Genomic DNA, 17,819 nt, shown 5'->3' on the forward strand with positions numbered 1-17,819 from the left:
AGTCATCTTTTATAAGGCACCTCTGGCTAATCCACTTCAAAAGAGGGCGCGATGAATTTTGGAAAGATCCCAGCACGGACGATGTCGGCCGTTATCGTCGCCCTGTCGATGACGCTGGCCGCCAGGGCCGAAATGGTTGCAGTGACTGACATCACGGGCCGCCAGGTCGAGGTGAACGTCCCGGTCGAGAAGGTAATCCTGGGTGAGGGCCGGCAGGTCTATCTCGTCGCGGCACTCGACACCGAGGATCCGTTCAAGCGCATCGCTGGCTGGCGCGAGGATTTCAGCCAAGCGGATCCGGACAATTACGCCGCCTATCTGGAAAAATTCCCCAGGATGGCGGAGATCCCGACTTTTGGCGGCTTCAAGGACGGTACTTTCGACGTCGAGCAGGCGGTGTCGCTCAAGCCCGACGTCATCCTGATGAATATCGAGTCGAAGCAGGCTACGGAAGACGGCAAGTATATCGAGAAGCTCGCCGCTGCCGGCATTCCGTTGGTCTATGTCGATTTCCGCGAGCGCCCCTTCACCAACACCGAACCCAGCATGCGCCTCTTTGGCAAGCTGTTCGGCAAGAAGGAGCGCGCCGAGGAATTCATCACCTGGCGCGCCGCCGAGATCGCGCGCGTTACCGATGTCATCGAGAAGGCCAAGCCGGAAAGGCCCAAGGTCTTCATCGAACGCGCCGGCGGCTATTCCGATGACTGCTGCATGAGCTTCGGCGACGACAATTTCGGCAAATTCGTCGAGATGGCAGGCGGCGACAACATCGCCAAGGACATCATCCCCGGCACGTTCGGCACGCTCAATCCCGAACAGATCATCGCATCCGACCCGGATCAGATCATCGTCACCGGCGGATGGTGGGAAGCCTATGTGCCGGGCGGTGCCTGGGTCGGCGTCGGGCCCGGCCGTGATCAGGCAGAGGCGCTGCGCAAGCTGAAGGCGCTGACCGAGCGGCCGGCGCTGACCGGCGTGAAGGCCGTCGAGGACGGCGCGGTGCATGCCATCTGGCATCAGTTCTACAACAGCCCCTATCAGTTCGTGGCCATCCAGCAGATGGCGAAGTGGCTGCATCCGGATCTTTTCGCCGATCTCGATCCCGAGGCGACCTTCAGGGAGTTGCACGAGAAATTCCTGCCCGTCGCATACCGGCCCGGCCACTGGGTCTCGCTGACCGATGTCGATTGAATCGACGGCCGTCAACACCGCGCTCGACAGCACCGATGGACGAGGGCGTTACCGCGCTCTCGTCTGGCGGCGGCAGTTGATCCTTGCCGGCCTCGGCGCTGCCCTGCTCTTCAGCCTGTGCGTCGACCTTGCGGTCGGTCCCGCCCGCTACGGACTTGGCGAGGTCGTGCGGGCACTTGTGTTCCCCGACACCGTGCCGCACCAGGTGCGCGTGGTGCTCTGGGAGATCCGCATGCCCGTAGCCCTGATGGCCATTGTCGTCGGGGCGGCGCTCGCCGTGGCCGGCGCGCAGATGCAGACTATCCTCAACAACCCGCTGGCGAGCCCCTTCACCCTCGGCATATCCGCCGCCGCGAGCTTCGGCGCCGCGCTTGCACTTGCCTTCGGGGTGAGGCTTCTTCCCGCCGCAGTCGAGTATGTAGTGCCGATCAACGCCTTCGTGATGGCGATGCTGGCGGCCTTCCTTATTCACGTGCTGAGCGTAAAGCGCGGCGTCAGCGCGGAGACCATCGTGCTGCTCGGCATCGCGCTGGTTTTCACCTTCAACGCGCTGCTCGCGCTCGTCCAGTTTTTCGCGTCGGCGGAAGCGCTGGCGGCGGTCGTCTTCTGGACAATGGGCAGCCTCACCAAGGCCACCTGGCCCAAGCTTGCAGTCACCACATTCATTCTTCTGGCAGTCTTACCCATTTTCGCGCGGCGCGCCTGGGCGCTGACGGCGTTGAGGCTCGGTGAGGACAAGGCGGCCAGCTTCGGCGTCAAAGTCGGTCGCCTGCGGCTCGAAACGCTCATCCTGGTGAGCCTCCTCGCCGCCATTCCCGTCGCCTTCGTCGGCACCATAGGTTTTATCGGTCTCGTAGGCCCGCACATTGCGCGCATGGTCATCGGCGAGGACCAACGCTTCTTCCTGCCCGCTTCGGCCCTTGCGGGCGCGCTCATCCTGTCGGCTAGCTCGGTCGTCAGCAAGTCGCTTATCCCTGGGACGGTCTTTCCGATCGGCATCGTCACCTCGCTGATCGGCATCCCGTTCTTCATCTCGCTCATCCTGTCCAGCACGAGGCGCTCATGGTGACGATCCGGCTCGAGGCGCTCGGCGCGCGCTACGGCACGAGCCTCCGGCTTCGCAATGTTACGACGCCTGCGTTCGAGGGCGGAGACATCGTGGCCGTGATCGGTCCGAATGCCGCCGGGAAGTCGACGCTCTTCAGGCGCATCGCCGGCCTCCTGGACGGACCGGGAGCAATGCATGTCGAGGGGGCCATTCGCGGGAAGAGTGGCATCTGCTACATGCCACAGGAAACGTCCGCCAACGCGGTGCTCACCGTCTATGAGTCAGTGTTGCTCGCCCGTAAGCAGGGTATGGGCTGGTCTGTGGGCGACGATGATCTGGCTCGCATCGACGAGACGCTGGCGGCGCTCGGCATCGCCGACATCGCTTTCCGCAACATTAGCGAGCTTTCCGGCGGCCAGCGGCAACTGGCCAGCCTGGCACAGACGCTGGTGCGCGAGCCGGAGATCCTGCTGATGGACGAACCGACATCAGCACTCGATCTGTCGCGGCAGGTGGAAGTGCTCGGCCTCGTGCGGGGACTTGCTCAGGCGCGAGGCATGGTCGTGCTGATCGCCCTGCACGACCTCAATCACGCCCTGCGCTTCAGCGATCAGACAATGGTCATCGCGGACGGCCGGCTGATCGCATGCGGGTCATCGCCGGACGTCATCACATCCGATCTGCTGCGGGACATTTATCACCTCAACGCCCGCATCGAGCCGTGCTCGCGCGGCATCGGCCATGTCATCGTGGATGGCGTGGCGGATGGGCGTCGGACGGCCATTATGTCGGCAGCGGAAACTGAATCCTGGATTAGGAGCAGATTCGAAGCGGCAGCCGTTCCGGCCGCGTGACGGCAACCGCATTATGCCGGTGGATCGACGCGCGCACTGATCGACCTGATTCTCTGACCGCTGGTTGAAGGCGACAGTATGCTTGCATTCAGCTCAAGGCGTGGCCGGCCAATCCATAGACCCAAGGCCCATTGTCTTGCCGGTTCAGGAAGCGGCGCCCTTTGGACATGGTCGTAACGGTCTCGGCAATGCCGAGGCCGCACTGCTGGAGAAACGCGGCAAACACGCCATCCTTCTCGCGGGTGTCGACGCGGGCGAATCGTCCTGCCAGTTCCTTCAGATGCACGGCTGTAAGATGGACTGCGTCGAGATCGTTTCGCGCGACCATGGGGCCGATCACGTGACCACGCCCGAACTCGCGACACATGGAATAGCCGACGATTTCGCCGCCGCGGCTCAAAGTGCAGATTGAGGCATCCGCTGCGAGCAACGCGAGCAGCCTCTCGCGGTTTATCCCTAACGCGCGCGTATCCAGCGGCGTGATGTCCTTAAGCCTGTCGCTCGACAGCGCCTGCAATTCACCGTTCAAGGCCGGCATAGCCGGGAGTGTTTGTGGGACCTCCCCCTGGCGCTGGTATACGATCGCCTCGGTCGTGAAGCCGAGTGAAACGTAGAGGGGGTAGGCAGCATGGGTCGCGTTGAGCGCCAAATTGCGATCGCCGCACTGCTCAAGGACTAGGTCCATGAGCCATCGGCCGCCTCCTTGCGCTTGTGTGCGTGGCGTTGTGATCACCAGGCCAATGGTGGCAAAGTCGTCCCCGTGGGGAAACCACATCGCGCTCCCGAAAACGCGTCCAATACCATCAACGGCAACAATGCCGCGGCCGGCACGGCGCAGAAAGTCCCAATCCTTCGGCCGGTGAGGCCAGCGGACTGAGATCGACAGCGCGTGCAGTAGCTTGACGTCGACATCATCAATGTCCCGCGCGACCAGTTCGAAGGATTTCAGGCGTACTGATCTCTGCATCTCAATCGATCCGCTTCTTCAACGAATGCGCAAGGCACGCGGTGTTGATCCTGTCATCGATCGCCATGTCGCGACATACCTCTTTTGCCGCAGCATTATACGGGAAAGCCAGCAGGTTTCGCTGGTTCGAGGTGCTTTTTCGCAATCTTCGGCCAAAGCACGACGCAATTCGGCAGGGAACACTGCTGCCTGCGGATAGGCTGGTTGTACCCGGTGATAGTGTGCAAGCAGAGCGGACCGCCATGAACGTGGAAGAAATCCTCGCGACCCTGGTTGCATTTCCCTCTGTTGTGGGCACGCCAAACGGCGCGATCGTCGATTGGATCCGCGACTATTGTCAGGCAGCCGGAGCCGAGGTGACGGTTCTCCCCGGTCCCGAGGGCGACCGGTCCAACCTTTTCCTCACGATCGGCCCGCGCCAGGGTCGGGGCTACATCATCTCCGGGCATATGGATGTCGTCCCGGCCGGCGAGCCGGAATGGAGCTCGGACCCGTTCGTTCTGCGCCGCGAGGGCGGCAGGCTTTACGGCCGCGGCACCTCCGACATGAAGGGCTTCCTCGCCTGCGCATTGGCGGCGCTCCCAGGACTTGCGGCGATGAACCTGCGGCAGCCAGTTCATCTCGCATTCTCATATGACGAAGAGGCGGGGTGCCGTGGTGTGCCGCATCTCCTAGCCGCGTTGCCGAGCTTATGCGAGAGGCCGCTTGGCGCGATTGTCGGCGAGCCGAGCCGGATGCAGCCTGTGCGCGCGCACAAGGGGAAGGCCGCCGCGCGGCTCGAGGTGATCGGGCGATCCGGCCATTCCTCACGCCCCGATCTCGGACTCAACGCCGTCCACGCCATGGCCGGCGTCATCGCGCACGCCGTGGCCTATGGCCGATCCCTCGCCGACGGGCCGCTCGATGACAATTTCGAGCCCCCGTATTCTTCCTTGCAGGTGGGCGTCATCGCCGGTGGACAGGCGGTCAACATCATCCCTGGCCACTGCACAGCCGATATCGAGGCGCGCGCCGTGCCCGGCGTTTCTCCAGCCTCCCTGCTTGAGCCGGTCAAGGCCCGGCTTTTCGCCCTGCGAGACAGCGGCTTCGATGTGGCGTGGCACGAGTTGAGCACCTATCCCGCCCTTGCGCCCGCCAACGGGAGCGAGCTAGCGGCCGTTCTGACGGAGCTGACGGGGCAGGAGCCGCTGACAGCTGTGAGTTACGGCACGGAGGCCGGACTTTATCAGCAGGCCGGCATCGATGCGGTCGTTTGCGGACCCGGCGACATCGGCCGTGCCCATCGTCCCGACGAATATATCGAGATTGGTGAACTCGCCGCTTGCCGGAAGATGATCGAGGGGCTCGGCGCGCGTCTTGCGGCCTGAAGGAAGGGCGGTCACATGGCGTTTCTTTTCAATTCCGATGCGGCGCGTGCTGCGGTCTTCCGCGAGATCTTTGCGCGCCAGCTCCCGGATCTGGAATTCGTCCATTCCGGGGACGAGATGGAGCCGGAGAAGGTGCGCTATCTCATCACCTGAACGGTGCCGGACGAGATCTCGCGCTACCGCAATCTGGAAGTGCTGTTTTCCATCGGAGCGGGCGTCGACCAGTTCAAGCAGGACGTGGTGCCAAGCCATGTGAAGCTTGTGCGCATGGTCGAGGACGGCATCATACGCATGATGCAGGAATACGTCGCGCTCGGCGTGTTGGCGCTCCATCGGGAGATGCCCGCCTATCTCGAGCAGCAGAAAAGATGCCTCTGGCAACCGATTGCCGCTCGACAGGTGGCCGAACGCCGGGTTGGCTTTCTCGGCCTTGGGATGCTGGCGCAGGCGGCTATCGAGCGCTTGAAGCCCTTCCGGTATCCGCTTGCCGGGTGGAGCCGCAGCGAAAAGCGGATCGAGGACGTCGCCTGTTTTCACGGCACGGACCAACTCGCGGGCTTTCTGAAGCAAACGGATATTCTCGTCTGCCTGCTTCCGCTCACGGAACAAACGCACGGCATGCTCGATGCAGGGTTCTTCGACTTACTGCCCGTCGGGGCGCAGCTGCTGCATGTCGGCAGGGGTCCGCAACTGGACCAGGCCGCGCTGATCAACGCGCTCGACACCGGTCACGTATCTGCGGCGATGCTTGATGTCACCGATCCAGAACCGCTCCCGGAAGACCATCCGCTGTGGTCGCATCCGAAGGTGATGATAACGCCGCACATCGCCTCGGTGACGCAACCGCATACGGCGGCACAATCCGTCGTTGACAACATCCGGCGCCACCGCGCCGGAGAAGAACTGATCGGCCTCGTCGATCGGACACTCGGCTACTAACCAGGAAACATCACATGTCACTTCTGATCACGATCGACACAGTTCCAGACTTCGCGCCGAAGGAGGCACTACCGGCTCCGGAGCGGCTCATTTCCGGCAATCCATCCTTCAAGACCTGGGCGCAGGATGCCTCGAAGGGAGAAAAGGTGCTCACCGGTGTCTGGGAGGCGACGCCCGGCGAGACGCATTCGATCAAGGGCACGATCTACGAGTTCTGCCTCATCGTTTCGGGTCTCGTCGAAATCGAGGAGAAGGGCGGTGAGACCAAGACCTACCGCGCCGGCGACAGTTTCGTGATGAAGCCTGGTTTCGTCGGCGTCTGGCGCACTATCGAGACCGTGCGCAAGATCTACGTCTGCGTCTATGACTGAGTTCAGTGCTTAAGGTCCGGCCGAATAGCGCGCGGCGGTTCCAGAACAATCGGCTTTTCAAGTTCCGCCTGACGCGATTCGACGCCGCCGGGCGGCTCATCCTCGACGGAAAATGCGGCAGGCGGTCGACTATTCTTCCGATGACGTTAGTGCGAATGAGGACCTCCATCAATGAAGACCTACAAGATAGCGCTCATCCCCGGCGACGGCATCGGCAAGGACGTCACGCAGGCGGCATGGCAGGTGCTGCAGGCGGCGGCTAAGCAGGGCGGTTTCGCCCTTGATGACACAAGATTCCCGTGGTCGTGCGCCCACTACCTGGAGACCGGTGCAATGATGCCGTCAGACGGCATCGAGACACTTCGAAAATTCGATGCTATCTATCTCGGCGCTGTGGGCTGGTCCGCGGAAGTGCCCGACTCAGTATCGCTTCACGGACTGCTCCTGCCGATCCGGAAAGGGTTCACGCAGTACGCCAACATACGACCGCACCGGCTGTTGCCGGGCGTTCAGGGGCCGCTCCGCTCCGATGGCTTCGATATCCTGTGCATCCGCGAGAATACGGAAGGCGAATATTCCGGCGCCGGTGGGCGCGTTCATTCCGGCACGGCCGATGAGGTCGCGGTAGAGACCGCGATCTTCACGCGTACGGGTGTCGAACGGATCATCCGTTTCGGTTTCGAACAGGCGCGGGCGCGTCGCAGGAAGCTCGCATCTGTCACCAAATCCAACGCGCAGAAACACTCTATGGTTTTCTGGGATGAGGTCACGCGCGAGGTGGCGAAAGACTATGCCGATGTGGAGGTCTCGCACTACCACATCGACGCCATTGCCGCCCGCATGGTCCTGGCGCCTGAAAGCCTCGACGTAATCGTCGCATCGAACCTTTTCGGCGACATCCTCACGGATATTGGAGCGGCCATTCAGGGCGGGCTGGGTTACGCCGCCTCCGCCAATATCAATCCCGATCGCAGCGCGCCTTCCATGTTCGAGCCGGTCCATGGTTCGGCGCCCGACATCGCGCATCTCGGTGTCGCCAATCCGATCGCCGCGATCTGGTCCGGTGCGATGATGCTCGAGCATCTGGGCGAGGGGCAGGCTGCGGCAGAAGTGATGTCGGCAATCGAGTCCGCAACCGGGCGGGGGATTGGCACGATCGCAGGCAAGGACAGGACTGAAACAATCACGCAGGCCGTGCTGGCACGATTGAGCTGAAAGGGCAGAGGAAAGACCATGAATGCGATGACGAAGATTGGCATGTTCAACGACTCCGACCTTTTCCGCCAGCAGGCGCTGATTGGCGGTGTCTGGCGGGATGGCGAAACGAAGGGCGTGGTCGATGTCATTGACCCTGCCAGCCAAAGTGTTCTCGGCACCGTTCCCGCAATGGGCGAGAACGAGACGAGAGCGGCAATCGATGCCGCGGCCGAGGCCTTCAAAAGCTGGAAGAAGAAGACCCATGCCGAGCGTGCAGGACTTCTGGAGCGCTGGCACGACCTCATTCGTCAGCACGAACAGGATCTCGCGCTCCTGCTGACGCTGGAACAGGGCAAGCCGCTTGCCGAGGCGGTGGCGGAAATCCGCTACGGCGCATCTTTTGTGAAATGGTTTGCGGAGGAGGCGCGCCGGATCGGTGGCTCGACCATTCCGTCACCCACGGCCGATCGCCGCATTCTGGTGCTGAAAGAACCCGTCGGCGTCTGCGCCATCATCACGCCGTGGAATTTCCCCAACGCGATGATCGCACGCAAAGTAGCACCGGCGCTGGCCGCAGGTTGTACGGTTGTCATCAAGCCGTCGGAATTTACGCCATTCTCGGCGCTGGCGCTCGGGGTTCTGGCGGAACGGGCAGGTATCCCTGCCGGCGTGATCAATATTGTGACCGGCATGCCCGTCGAAATCGGCAACGAACTGATGGCCAACGAGACGGTGCGCAAGATCTCGTTCACCGGTTCGACCCGCGTCGGTGCGCTGCTCATGCGTGGTGCGGCCGATAGTATCAAGCGGCTGAGCCTGGAGCTTGGCGGCAACGCACCCTTTATCGTCTTTGACGACGCCGATCTGGATAAGGCAGTTGAAGGGGTGATCGCATCCAAGTTCCGCAATGGCGGTCAAACCTGCGTCTGCGCGAACCGGATTCTTGTGCAGGAAGGCGTTTACGACGCTTTCGCCGAAAAGCTGAGCCGGCGCGTCACGCGGATGAAGGTTGGCGCAGGGACCGACGAGGGCACTGAGATCGGCCCGATGATCAACGCGGCCGCGATCGACAAGATCGAGCGTCACATCGCGGATGCACGGGCGAAAGGTGCGCAGATTATCGCCCAAAGCGAGACGATGCCGGAGGGTAAGCAATATGCACGGCCCGTCGTGCTGGGAGAAGCTACTACGGGGATGCTCCTGGCATCGGAAGAGACGTTCGGTCCGGTGGCGCCGCTTTTTCGCTTCGAGACGGAGGAAGAGGCCATCGCCATTGCGAACGGTACGCCGTTCGGCCTTGCCGCCTACTTCTACACCGACAACCTCAAGCGCTCATGGCGTGTTGCCGAGGCGCTGGAGTTCGGTATGGTCGGGCTCAACACAGGCATGATCTCGACCGAGGTTGCGCCTTTCGGCGGTGTCAAGCAGTCCGGAGTGGGGCGCGAAGGATCGCAGCTCGGCATCGAGGAATATCTCGAGGTCAAGGCGCTTCATGTTGGCGGGCTTAACTAGTTATCTTGCAAGCAGGTGGAAACACTTGCAGCCCCTAAAGCGTTGGAACAACAAAGAAAGGGGCGGTGAAAACCGCCCCTTTCTCTATTGCGACCAGTGAGCATTAACGTTTTTGGGAGCGCCTCAGTCTGGTGCGACTGCGCCAGCAAACAAACGTTCAGGCGAATTCCCGAACGGGCTCCAGTCCGACGGCGCCGGCCAGACCGCCGATATCCTTGATTTCGGTATATTCGTAGAAGGGGTTCGCAGGCTCGTGGCCGCGGTTCACCCAGACCTTGCTCTTGATACCGAGATCATAGGCGGTCATGAGATCGTAGCGAAATGAGGACGACACGTGCGTAATGTCCTCCGGGCCGCAGCCTAGTTTGTCGAACATATATTCGAAGCCCTTCATCTGCGGCTTGTAGGCGCCCGTCTCTTCGGCCGTGATGACCATGTGAAAGGGTGCGCCGAGTTTCTCCACGTTCGACATGATCAGGCTCTTCATGGAGTTCGACAGGATCACCAGCGGAATCTCCTTGGCGACCTTGGCCAGGCCCACCGGGACATCCGGGTGCGGACCCCATGTCGGCACTTCCGCATAGATGCGCTGGGCATCCTCGGGCCGGAATGCGACGCCGTTGCGCTTGCAGGTCCGTTCCACGGAATTGTGCACGATCTCGCTGTACGGCTTCCAGGCGCCAAGGACCTCATCGAGGCGATAGGCCGAGAAATCCTTGATGAACTGCGCCATCCCAGCTGGGGAGAGCTGCGCACCATATACGCGTCTCGCCGCGCCGGCCATGTCGAAGTTGGTCAGTGTACCGTAGCAGTCGAAGGTGATGTATTTCGGTCTGAACTGGGTCATGAGCGTCGATCCTTCCAATCCTGTCGGCACTGCGTGCCTTTAACAGCAAGGATCATAATGAGGACCGGAGAAGACTAGTCGCCGCATTCGATGCGCCCTGAAGCAGATTGTTTTGTATTGCGTGAGAGCTTTGGCAGAGAGTTGCGCCTGAGTTCGTTTCGAGCTTCGGCGGGCGCGCGATCTCTCAGCCGTGCGTGGCATAAGATGCGGTGCCAGCGGCAAAGGAAAGTCAAAACGCCTATCGCTCAGGTTCTGGTCGGGAGGAACTGCTGCCCGCGGCAGCCTATCTTGGACTTAGAGAATTCAGGCCCGGAATGAACCATGACCGCGCAGCAGATCATGCTGGAAAACGAGCTGAAGGACGAAACCACACCACACCGGACTTATGCTCTCGTCAGTCAGGCACTGCGCTGAATCGGAGGAAGAAATGCTGGCAAACTCACTGATCGAACTCGATCGCGCACATCTGGTTCACCCGTTTTCATGCTATCGGAGCCACGAGGAGACGGGCGTGCGGGTGCTCAAATCCGCCAAAGGCGCAACCGTGACCGATGCAAGCGGGAAAACCTTGCTGGACGGATTCGCCGGTCTATGGTGTGTCAACATCGGATACGGCCAGGAAAGCGTCGTTGAAGCAGCAGCAAAGCAGCTAAGAGAGCTTCCCTATGCGACGGGATATTTCGGACTGGGGTCCGAGCCTGCCATTCGCCTTGCTGCCAGGCTTGCCGAACTGGCGCCCGGCGATTTGAACCATGTCTATTTCACGCTTGGCGGCTCCGACGCAGTCGACAGTACGATCCGCTTCATTCGCTATTACTACCATGCCAAGGCTACGCCGCAAAAGGACCAGTTCATCTCGGTCGAGTATGGCTACCATGGATCCTCGACGGCAGGGTCAGGTCTGACCGCGATCCCGGCTTTCCACGCGGGTTTCGGCGTGCCTTACGACTGGCAGCACAAAATTCCTTCGCACTACGCCTATCGCAATCCGGTCGGTTCCGACCCGCAGGCGATCATCGCTGCATCGGTCGCGGCGCTGCGGGCCAAAATCGCGGAACTCGGCGCGGGCCGCGTTGCGGCCTTCTACGCCGAACCCATCCAGGGTTCGGGCGGTGTCCTCGTTCCACCGACAGGTTGGCTGAAGGCTCTGCACGCCGTGTGCAAGGAACACGACATTCTGTTCGTTGCCGACGAAGTCATCACTGCCTTTGGCCGTACCGGCCCGCTCTTCGCGTGTGAGGAAGACGAGGTCGTGCCGGATTTCATGACCACGGCGAAGGGACTGACCTCGGGCTACGTGCCGATGGGCGCCGTTTTTATGTCGGCCCAGGTGTACAATACGATCGCGGACGGAGCCGGCAAAGCGGCTGTCGGCCATGGCTATACTTATTCGGCCCATCCCGTTAGCGCGGCGGTCGGGCTCGAATGCCTGCGTCTTTATGAAGATGGCTTGCTCGAGAATGGGCGGAAGGCGGGCAAGCGCCTGATGCAAGGCCTTCGCTCGCTCGCCGACCACCCGCTGGTGGGCGACATTCGCGGTCGCGGCATGCTGGCAGCAATCGAGTTGGTCACCGACAAGGCACGCAAGACGCCGCTGCCGGTGGCGGCCGATCCGGGGCGCCGCATCTTCGAGCGCGCGTGGGCGAACGGCCTTGTCATCCGCGCCTTCAACAGCGGCATCCTCGGCTTTGCGCCGCCGCTCTGCTGCACCGAGGACGATATTGATGGAATCCTCGAACGTACCCGAATGACGCTGGATCAAACGCTCGAAGACAAGGACGTGCGGTCAGCGATGCAGGGATGATCATTGCCATCGCCGAAGCGACCTCGGTCAAATGCGGTAGACGCCTAATGCATGTCGCGCAAAAGTGTGCAGCGGTTTTGCGATAACGACATGCATCAAAACAAGAACCTAAAGCGCGTCGCATGAGGCCGGTCGAACGCGACGCGCTTTAGCGGCCCCGAAACAAATCCTCAGGTGATGCCGCCGTCTGCCAAGTGCCAAGCATTTGCCGGTATGTGGAATCGCTTGCCGTTGCACAAGCGCAGCGAAAACAGCAAGAGGGAACGCTGGCGCGCGGCTCTCCAGGTCCAAGACTGCGGAGCAGCTTTCTCATTTGTCGAAAATGATGTCGAGAGGCAAATGGGATTTCACGATCGGTGACTTCAGCACGACGAAGCTGAAATATTTGTCGATTCCGATATCCAATTCGATCATGCGCTCCATGATCGTCTGGTACTCGCTGATGCCCGCTGTGACAAACTTCACAAGATAGTCGTAGCCGCCTGAAACCAGATGGCATTCGATGACAGAATCGACTTTCTGAATTGCGGTGAGAAATCTCGCGAAGTCGTTCTGTTGATGGTGCTTGAGCGTGACTTCGGTGAAGATCGTTAGAGTCTGTCCGAGCTTGGACACATCGATCTGGGCGGAATAGCCGGTGATGAAGCCTTCCGCCTGAAGCTTCTTCACCCGCATCAGGCAAGGGCTCGGCGAAAGGTTGACCAGGTCGGCAAGCTCGACATTCGTGACCCGCCCGTTCTTTTGCAGTTGGGATAAGATCTTGATGTCGATCCTGTCGAGCTTCATTGGAAACCTGTCAGACGTTCGAACCGCGGATCGCCCGACAGACGGCGTCCGTCACCTCCTGCGTGGTCGCTGTCCCTCCTACGTCCGGCGTCAGCACGCCTTCACTCGTCACCGCTTCCACAGCGCTCATCAACCGCACGGCCGCTGCGCTCTCGCCCAGATGTTCGAGCATCTGGGCAGCGGTCCAGAAGGTGGCGACCGGGTTGGCAATACCTTTGCCGGCGATGTCGAATGCCGAGCCGTGAATTGGCTCGAACATCGAGGGATAGCGCCGCTCGGGATCAATGTTGGCGGTCGGTGCAACGCCGAGACTGCCCGCGAGCGCGCCTGCAAGGTCCGACAATATGTCGGCGTGAAGATTGGTGGCGACGATCGTATCGAGGCTCCGAGGTTTCAACGTCATACGCACTGTCATAGCATCGACTAGCATCTTGTCCCACGCGACGTCCGGGAATTCCCGCGCCACCTCGGCTGCGATTTCGTCCCACATTACCATGCCGTGACGCTGCGCGTTGGATTTCGTAACAACTGTCAGGAGCTTTCGTGGCCGTGACTGCGCCAGCCGGAATGCATAGCGCATGATGCGGGTGACGCCGACGCGCGTGAAGATCGCGACCTCGGTTCCGACCTCCTCGGGGAGTCCGCGATGGGCGCGGCCGCCGTGGCCCGAATACTCACCCTCGGAATTCTCCCGCACGATCACCCAATCCAGATCGCCAGGGCCAACGCCCGCCAGCGGCGAAACAATCCCGGGCAATATTCTTGTCGGCCGCACGTTCGCGTATTGATCAAAGCCTTGGCAAATCGGCAGCCGGAGGCCCCAGAGCGTGATATCGTCGGGCAGGTCGGGAGCGCCGACCGCGCCAAAGAAGATGGCGTCGAAGCGCTTCAGTTGCGCCACCCCATCTTCGGGCATCATCCGACCATGGGCCTTGTAATAGTCTGAGCCCCAGTCGAAGTGCCGGACGCGGAGCTTGAAGTCGCCGCAGCGCTGCTGCAGCACCTCAAGCGCCTGGAGACCTGCGGCAATCACCTCTGGGCCGATCCCGTCGGCAGGAATGGCGGCAATCTCATATTCGCGCATCGTCACTTCCCTGTTTTTTGGTGCTGGCCGCCTCGTGACCTCAATCTCGTGTGCGATCGATTGTATGTTGGCAAGACGGTCTTCTCAGAATTCAGCGACCTTGCCCCACGCAGCAGTCTTCAGGCGCTCGGGCCTATAAGGACGCGGATCGACGATAGGCTCGCTGCCTGTAATGATGTCGGCGATCATATGCCCCGCGCCGGGGCCGATCCCGAAGCCGTGACCGCTGAATCCCGCCGCCAGGATGAAGCCCGGAATCCCCTCCACTTCGCCGACTGCGGGAATGCCATCGGGTGTACTGTCGATATAACCCGCCCATACATCGGAGATCGCGACGCGTTGGAGTTCGGGGATCAATTCGCAGGCTCTTCGATATGTCAGCCGAATCTGTCCCATGTCGGGCTTCGGGTCGAGAATGCGGTTCCGTTCCATTGGCGTGATGTCGTCGAGGGCCCATTTGCGCAGGCTTTCATGGCCTTGACGCCAGCCCTCGAAGGCGCCCGGGGCGAGATTGCGCCAGCGGCGGGCGAACATAGGTACAAACTCGCGGCTGAACCTGAACTGCTGCAGCGTTGGATCGACACGCGCCCGCCCGCTGATCGCCAGCGCGTATCCACCGTTGCTGCGCCGCGTCAGAGAGACGCGCGTGGTATGCAGGGCATCCGGCAGGCTGTTTGCGCCGGGTGCCACGGCCAGAATGGACGAACGCACGGCAGCTTGCGGGAAACGCACACCAAGCTGGTTGCAGAAGGAAGAAGCCCACGCGCCCCCGGCCATGACAACAGTCTTTGTATGGATGGTGCCCGCTTCGGTCACCACAGCGCTCACCCGGCCGGCGCTCAATTCCAGCCCGCGCGCCGCGCAATGCTGATGTACGGTGCCGCCCGCCGCCATGATGCCGCGCGCCGCAACCGGCACTGCCTTGGAAGGGTCCGCCGTTCCGTCAGTTGGCGAGAACACGCCACCTTTCCATTTGCGGCCCGTCGCTTTGCCCCGTTCGGTGGCTTCTTCCGCGCTCAGCATGTGCGTGGTGATCCCGACCGTTCTCGCAAAATCGCGCCACTTCGCCCAGCCTGCCAGCTCATTTTCGTCTTGTGAGAGATAGAGGAGCCCGCAGCGGCGCAAGCCGGTGTCTTGGCCGGTCTCCTGTGCCACCTTGTCCCAGAGGTCGAGACTCTTGGTCGCCATCGGCAGCTCGCGCGCATCGCGGTTCTGCTGGCGGCACCAGCCCCAGTTGCGGCTGGACTGCTCGGCCGCGATGCGCCCCTTCTCGACCAGGGCGACCTTGAGGCCGCGGCGCGCCAGATAGTATGCGCTGAACACGCCCACCACGCCGCCGCCGATAACGACGACGTCCGCCTCGCGAGGGAGGGAAGGGCTGCAGTCGATGTGCATGAGCGGCGCGGGCATGGATGGGACTCCGGTAATTTGAAGCATCCTAACCTGCCGCCCGCAGAGGCAGGCTGCGGAGTTTGTGCCTGGACGGAATTTCCTGCGTTTAGCAGCCTCCAGGACAGGCAATTATTGCGCGAAAAGCTCGCTGCGAGCCAAGCAGGAGTACACTTCATGCAGTCGCGTCATCTGCGGTATGGGCGGCACACGGCGCAGTTGTCGACCTTGATCGGCAGCGCCTTGGCCGACATTGTGATGGGCCGCACGGTCACCAATCCGCTCGGCGGCATGGCCTGCACATGTGCCGATGTACACCGGAAAGCCTTGGTCCTATCCCTCTTGGGCGCGTATTGCCGGATGAAGGATATGGTTGCCTGATCCCGGTTTCCGCGCCGAAACGGGAACAGAGTGAAATGCCGAACTGGATGTTCTTTTCAGAAGTTCCTGCCGCGCGAGGGCCAAGTTTCGAAGACTCTGCGGAAACAGAACAGTCAAACTGGCTGGAAGAACGGAGCAACCCTTCCTTATGGTAGGCAGGCTCCAGAGGACATCCGACAGGCAGGGCTTGCCCCTTCGGAGAGTTCTCCAAGAAAAAAGGGAACAGAGTCCGGTACACGGACCGGATTTCATAAGGGAACCGCCAGGATGAGCAGAACCCGTCTCTCGCAGACTCAGCGCGCGAAGCGCCGAGAAGGCCAGACTACGGCCGCTACGGTGAGGCGCTTCTGCTCAAAGGGCGATGAAGCGGTCCGCAACAGGGTGGACGCGCTCGGTTGAAAGGGGAGGTGATCTCGATGGTCGCAAGCATCCAGGCTGTAGCCCCCCACGATGTGGCGCTTTCGGTGCGCGACCTCACGGTGAATTTGCCGCAAGGCATGGAACGGACCCATGCTGTCAAAGATATTTCCTTCGATCTGAAACGCGGCCAGATACTCTGCATCATAGGCGAGTCCGGATCGGGTAAGTCGGTCACGGCGAACGCGATCATGGGGCTACTGCCCAAGGTGATCCGCCTCTCATCGGGAATAATCCAGCTGGAGGGGATGAACATCGTCGGCATGTCGCCAGACAAGCTGCGCAACCTGCGTGGACGGGTCGTGTCGATGATCTTTCAGGACCCGCTCTCGGCGCTCAATCCCCTGATGACGGTGGGCGCGCAGATTGACGAGGTCATGGCAGCGCATGGCTTCGGCACGCCACAAACCTGTCGAAGCCGCGCAATCGAACTGCTCACTGAAGTAGGCCTGCCAGATCCCGAACTCATGTATTACCAGTACCCTTTCCGGCTTTCGGGCGGGCAGCGGCAGCGCGTCATGATCGCCATGGCCCTGGCGCTCGAGCCGACGGTGCTGATTGCGGATGAACCAACCACCGCGCTCGACGTCACCACCCAGGCTCAGATCCTGCAACTGATCCGTGACATTCAGCGGCGCAAGGGCATGAGCGTGATGTTCATCACCCACGATTTCGGCGTGGTGGCCGAGATCGCCGACAGCGTCGTGGTGATGGAAAAGGGCCATGTCGTCGAACAGGGCAGCGCCGAGCAGGTGCTGAAGTCGCCCAAGCACCCTTATACCCAGCGCCTGATTGCAGCCGTACCGCATTTGACCGGCGAAGATCGCCCTCGTCCGGAGGCTGCCAGCAAGGAGCCGATCCTGAAGGTTGAGGGTCTGGTGAAGACCTATCGCGGCGGCAGCGCGCTGTTCGGCGCGCAACGAGTTGTGACAGCGGTCAACGAGGTTTCGTTCGAACTGGCGCCCGGCCGCACGCTTGGGGTCGTAGGCGAGAGCGGTTCGGGGAAATCCTCGCTGGGCCGGCTGCTGATCAAGCTGCTGGACAATGACGGCGGCGGGATCTTGTTCGAGGGCTGTGACATAGCCAGGCTTTCCGAAGCGAAGTTCCGCCCGCTTCGACCGCGGATCCAGATGATCTTCCAGGATCCCTTCGCTTCTCTGAACCCACGCTCGACGGTCGGTCACATCATGACGGTAGGCCCGATGGCACACGGGATGCCTTATGTCCAAGCGCGCGATGAAGCGCGTGCGCTTCTGGCCCATGTCGGTCTCGATGCCGGCGCTTTTGGCCGCTACCCGCACGAGTTCTCGGGTGGGCAACGCCAGCGCATCGGCATCGCTCGTGCGCTGATGTTCAAGCCGAAGCTGTTGATTGCCGACGAGGCGGTCTCCGCACTCGACGTGTCGATCCAGGCGCAGATCCTGCAGCTTCTGGACCAGATCCAGCGCGAGACGGGCGTGTCGATGGTCTTCATCACGCACGACCTGCGCGTCGCCAGCCAGATCTGCGACGAAATCGCGGTGATGCAGAAGGGCCGGATCGTCGAGCGCGGACCGCCCTCGCAAATATTCCTGAACCCGCAAGCAGCCTACACGCGCCAACTGGTAGCGGCAATTCCAGGAGAGCGGCCGGGCAATGCCCGTTCAGTAGCAGCAAACGCATAAG

Annotated in this window: 15 protein-coding genes and 1 pseudogene; 11 read left to right on the forward strand and 5 right to left on the reverse strand. The window is 61.5% G+C overall.

Annotated elements, in window-relative coordinates; genetic code table 11:
• Positions 1–81 precede the first annotated feature (81 nt).
• From NKI70_RS03385 to NKI70_RS03395, 3 genes are read left to right on the forward strand one after another with little or no spacing between them, the layout of a single operon-like run.
• Positions 82–1,191, forward strand: coding sequence for an ABC transporter substrate-binding protein (locus NKI70_RS03385; protein ID WP_352692483.1), 1,110 nt, complete (start codon positions 82–84; stop codon positions 1,189–1,191).
• Positions 1,181–2,260 (forward strand): FecCD family ABC transporter permease, encoded by a 1,080-nt coding sequence (locus NKI70_RS03390; RefSeq protein WP_352724262.1) that lies wholly within the window; start codon positions 1,181–1,183, stop codon positions 2,258–2,260. Before NKI70_RS03385 ends, NKI70_RS03390 begins: the two co-directional genes overlap by 11 nt.
• Positions 2,254–3,093, forward strand: coding sequence for an ABC transporter ATP-binding protein (locus NKI70_RS03395; protein WP_352692436.1), 840 nt, complete (start codon positions 2,254–2,256; stop codon positions 3,091–3,093). Before NKI70_RS03390 ends, NKI70_RS03395 begins: the two co-directional genes overlap by 7 nt.
• Positions 3,094–3,181: 88 nt before the next feature.
• On the opposite strand, the gene NKI70_RS03400 is transcribed toward NKI70_RS03395, so the two are convergent.
• Entirely contained in the window at positions 3,182–4,060 is an 879-nt protein-coding gene (locus tag NKI70_RS03400; protein WP_352692437.1) for a GNAT family N-acetyltransferase, read from the reverse strand.
• A gap of 242 nt (positions 4,061–4,302) precedes the next feature.
• On the opposite strand from NKI70_RS03400, the gene argE reads away from it, so the two are divergent.
• From argE to NKI70_RS03425, 5 genes and pseudogenes are all read left to right on the forward strand, one after another.
• A complete protein-coding gene (gene argE, locus NKI70_RS03405; protein ID WP_352692438.1) occupies positions 4,303–5,427 on the forward strand; it encodes an acetylornithine deacetylase in 1,125 nt (374 codons plus the stop codon).
• Between the two features lie 15 nt (positions 5,428–5,442).
• Positions 5,443–6,366: pseudogene (locus NKI70_RS03410) on the forward strand (2-hydroxyacid dehydrogenase).
• Positions 6,367–6,380: 14 nt separating this feature from the next.
• Complete coding sequence (locus tag NKI70_RS03415) at positions 6,381–6,737, forward strand: cupin domain-containing protein (RefSeq protein ID WP_352692440.1); 357 nt, start codon at positions 6,381–6,383, stop codon at positions 6,735–6,737.
• A 171-nt stretch (positions 6,738–6,908) separates the two neighbouring features.
• Positions 6,909–7,952, forward strand: a complete 1,044-nt coding sequence (locus NKI70_RS03420) for a tartrate dehydrogenase (protein ID WP_352692441.1) — start codon at positions 6,909–6,911, stop codon at positions 7,950–7,952.
• 18 nt (positions 7,953–7,970) lie between these two features.
• Positions 7,971–9,446: an NAD-dependent succinate-semialdehyde dehydrogenase gene (locus NKI70_RS03425; protein WP_352692442.1), complete on the forward strand. Its 1,476-nt coding sequence runs from the start codon at positions 7,971–7,973 to the stop codon at positions 9,444–9,446.
• 157 nt (positions 9,447–9,603) lie between these two features.
• On the opposite strand, the gene NKI70_RS03430 is transcribed toward NKI70_RS03425, so the two are convergent.
• Positions 9,604–10,293 (reverse strand): haloacid dehalogenase type II, encoded by a 690-nt coding sequence (locus NKI70_RS03430; protein ID WP_352692443.1) that lies wholly within the window; start codon positions 10,291–10,293, stop codon positions 9,604–9,606.
• A gap of 427 nt (positions 10,294–10,720) precedes the next feature.
• On the opposite strand from NKI70_RS03430, the gene NKI70_RS03435 reads away from it, so the two are divergent.
• On the forward strand, positions 10,721–12,097 hold the full coding sequence (locus NKI70_RS03435) for an aspartate aminotransferase family protein (protein WP_352692444.1): 1,377 nt from the start codon (positions 10,721–10,723) through the stop codon (positions 12,095–12,097).
• 309 nt (positions 12,098–12,406) lie between these two features.
• On the opposite strand, the gene NKI70_RS03440 is transcribed toward NKI70_RS03435, so the two are convergent.
• From NKI70_RS03440 to NKI70_RS03450, 3 genes are all read right to left on the reverse strand, one after another.
• Positions 12,407–12,883, reverse strand: coding sequence for an Lrp/AsnC family transcriptional regulator (locus NKI70_RS03440; protein ID WP_023678802.1), 477 nt, complete (start codon positions 12,881–12,883; stop codon positions 12,407–12,409).
• A 10-nt stretch (positions 12,884–12,893) separates the two neighbouring features.
• Positions 12,894–13,967: a tartrate dehydrogenase gene (locus tag NKI70_RS03445; protein WP_352692445.1), complete on the reverse strand. Its 1,074-nt coding sequence runs from the start codon at positions 13,965–13,967 to the stop codon at positions 12,894–12,896.
• Positions 13,968–14,051: 84 nt separating this feature from the next.
• Positions 14,052–15,377: an NAD(P)/FAD-dependent oxidoreductase gene (locus tag NKI70_RS03450; protein WP_352724264.1), complete on the reverse strand. Its 1,326-nt coding sequence runs from the start codon at positions 15,375–15,377 to the stop codon at positions 14,052–14,054.
• Between the two features lie 156 nt (positions 15,378–15,533).
• Between NKI70_RS03450 and NKI70_RS03455 the strand changes: the two genes are divergently transcribed.
• Together NKI70_RS03455 and NKI70_RS03460 are read left to right on the forward strand one after the other, a co-directional pair.
• Positions 15,534–15,737, forward strand: a complete 204-nt coding sequence (locus NKI70_RS03455; protein ID WP_352692447.1) for a hypothetical protein — start codon at positions 15,534–15,536, stop codon at positions 15,735–15,737.
• Positions 15,738–16,153: 416 nt separating this feature from the next.
• Positions 16,154–17,818 (forward strand): ABC transporter ATP-binding protein, encoded by a 1,665-nt coding sequence (locus tag NKI70_RS03460; RefSeq protein WP_352692448.1) that lies wholly within the window; start codon positions 16,154–16,156, stop codon positions 17,816–17,818.
• Position 17,819 lies beyond the last annotated feature (1 nt).

This window comes from Mesorhizobium sp. M0500 (assembly GCF_040321165.1).
GTDB lineage: Bacteria > Pseudomonadota > Alphaproteobacteria > Rhizobiales > Rhizobiaceae > Mesorhizobium.

Excerpts from the sequence above, each read along its gene's own strand:
- NKI70_RS03415 (WP_352692440.1), top strand. The coding sequence starts at position 6,381 with ATGTCACTTCTGATCACGATCGACACAGTTCCAGACTTCGCGCCGAAG.
- NKI70_RS03430 (WP_352692443.1), bottom strand. The coding sequence starts at position 10,293 with ATGACCCAGTTCAGACCGAAATACATCACCTTCGACTGCTACGGTACA.
- NKI70_RS03450 (WP_352724264.1), bottom strand. The coding sequence starts at position 15,377 with ATGCCCGCGCCGCTCATGCACATCGACTGCAGCCCTTCCCTCCCTCGC.
- NKI70_RS03400 (WP_352692437.1), bottom strand. The coding sequence starts at position 4,060 with ATGCAGAGATCAGTACGCCTGAAATCCTTCGAACTGGTCGCGCGGGAC.
- NKI70_RS03460 (WP_352692448.1), top strand. The coding sequence starts at position 16,154 with ATGGTCGCAAGCATCCAGGCTGTAGCCCCCCACGATGTGGCGCTTTCG.
- argE (WP_352692438.1), top strand. The coding sequence starts at position 4,303 with ATGAACGTGGAAGAAATCCTCGCGACCCTGGTTGCATTTCCCTCTGTT.
- NKI70_RS03390 (WP_352724262.1), top strand. The coding sequence starts at position 1,181 with ATGTCGATTGAATCGACGGCCGTCAACACCGCGCTCGACAGCACCGAT.
- NKI70_RS03395 (WP_352692436.1), top strand. The coding sequence starts at position 2,254 with ATGGTGACGATCCGGCTCGAGGCGCTCGGCGCGCGCTACGGCACGAGC.
- NKI70_RS03435 (WP_352692444.1), top strand. The coding sequence starts at position 10,721 with ATGCTGGCAAACTCACTGATCGAACTCGATCGCGCACATCTGGTTCAC.
- NKI70_RS03445 (WP_352692445.1), bottom strand. The coding sequence starts at position 13,967 with ATGCGCGAATATGAGATTGCCGCCATTCCTGCCGACGGGATCGGCCCA.
- NKI70_RS03420 (WP_352692441.1), top strand. The coding sequence starts at position 6,909 with ATGAAGACCTACAAGATAGCGCTCATCCCCGGCGACGGCATCGGCAAG.
- NKI70_RS03455 (WP_352692447.1), top strand. The coding sequence starts at position 15,534 with ATGCAGTCGCGTCATCTGCGGTATGGGCGGCACACGGCGCAGTTGTCG.
- NKI70_RS03385 (WP_352692483.1), top strand. The coding sequence starts at position 82 with ATGTCGGCCGTTATCGTCGCCCTGTCGATGACGCTGGCCGCCAGGGCC.
- NKI70_RS03425 (WP_352692442.1), top strand. The coding sequence starts at position 7,971 with ATGAATGCGATGACGAAGATTGGCATGTTCAACGACTCCGACCTTTTC.
- NKI70_RS03440 (WP_023678802.1), bottom strand. The coding sequence starts at position 12,883 with ATGAAGCTCGACAGGATCGACATCAAGATCTTATCCCAACTGCAAAAG.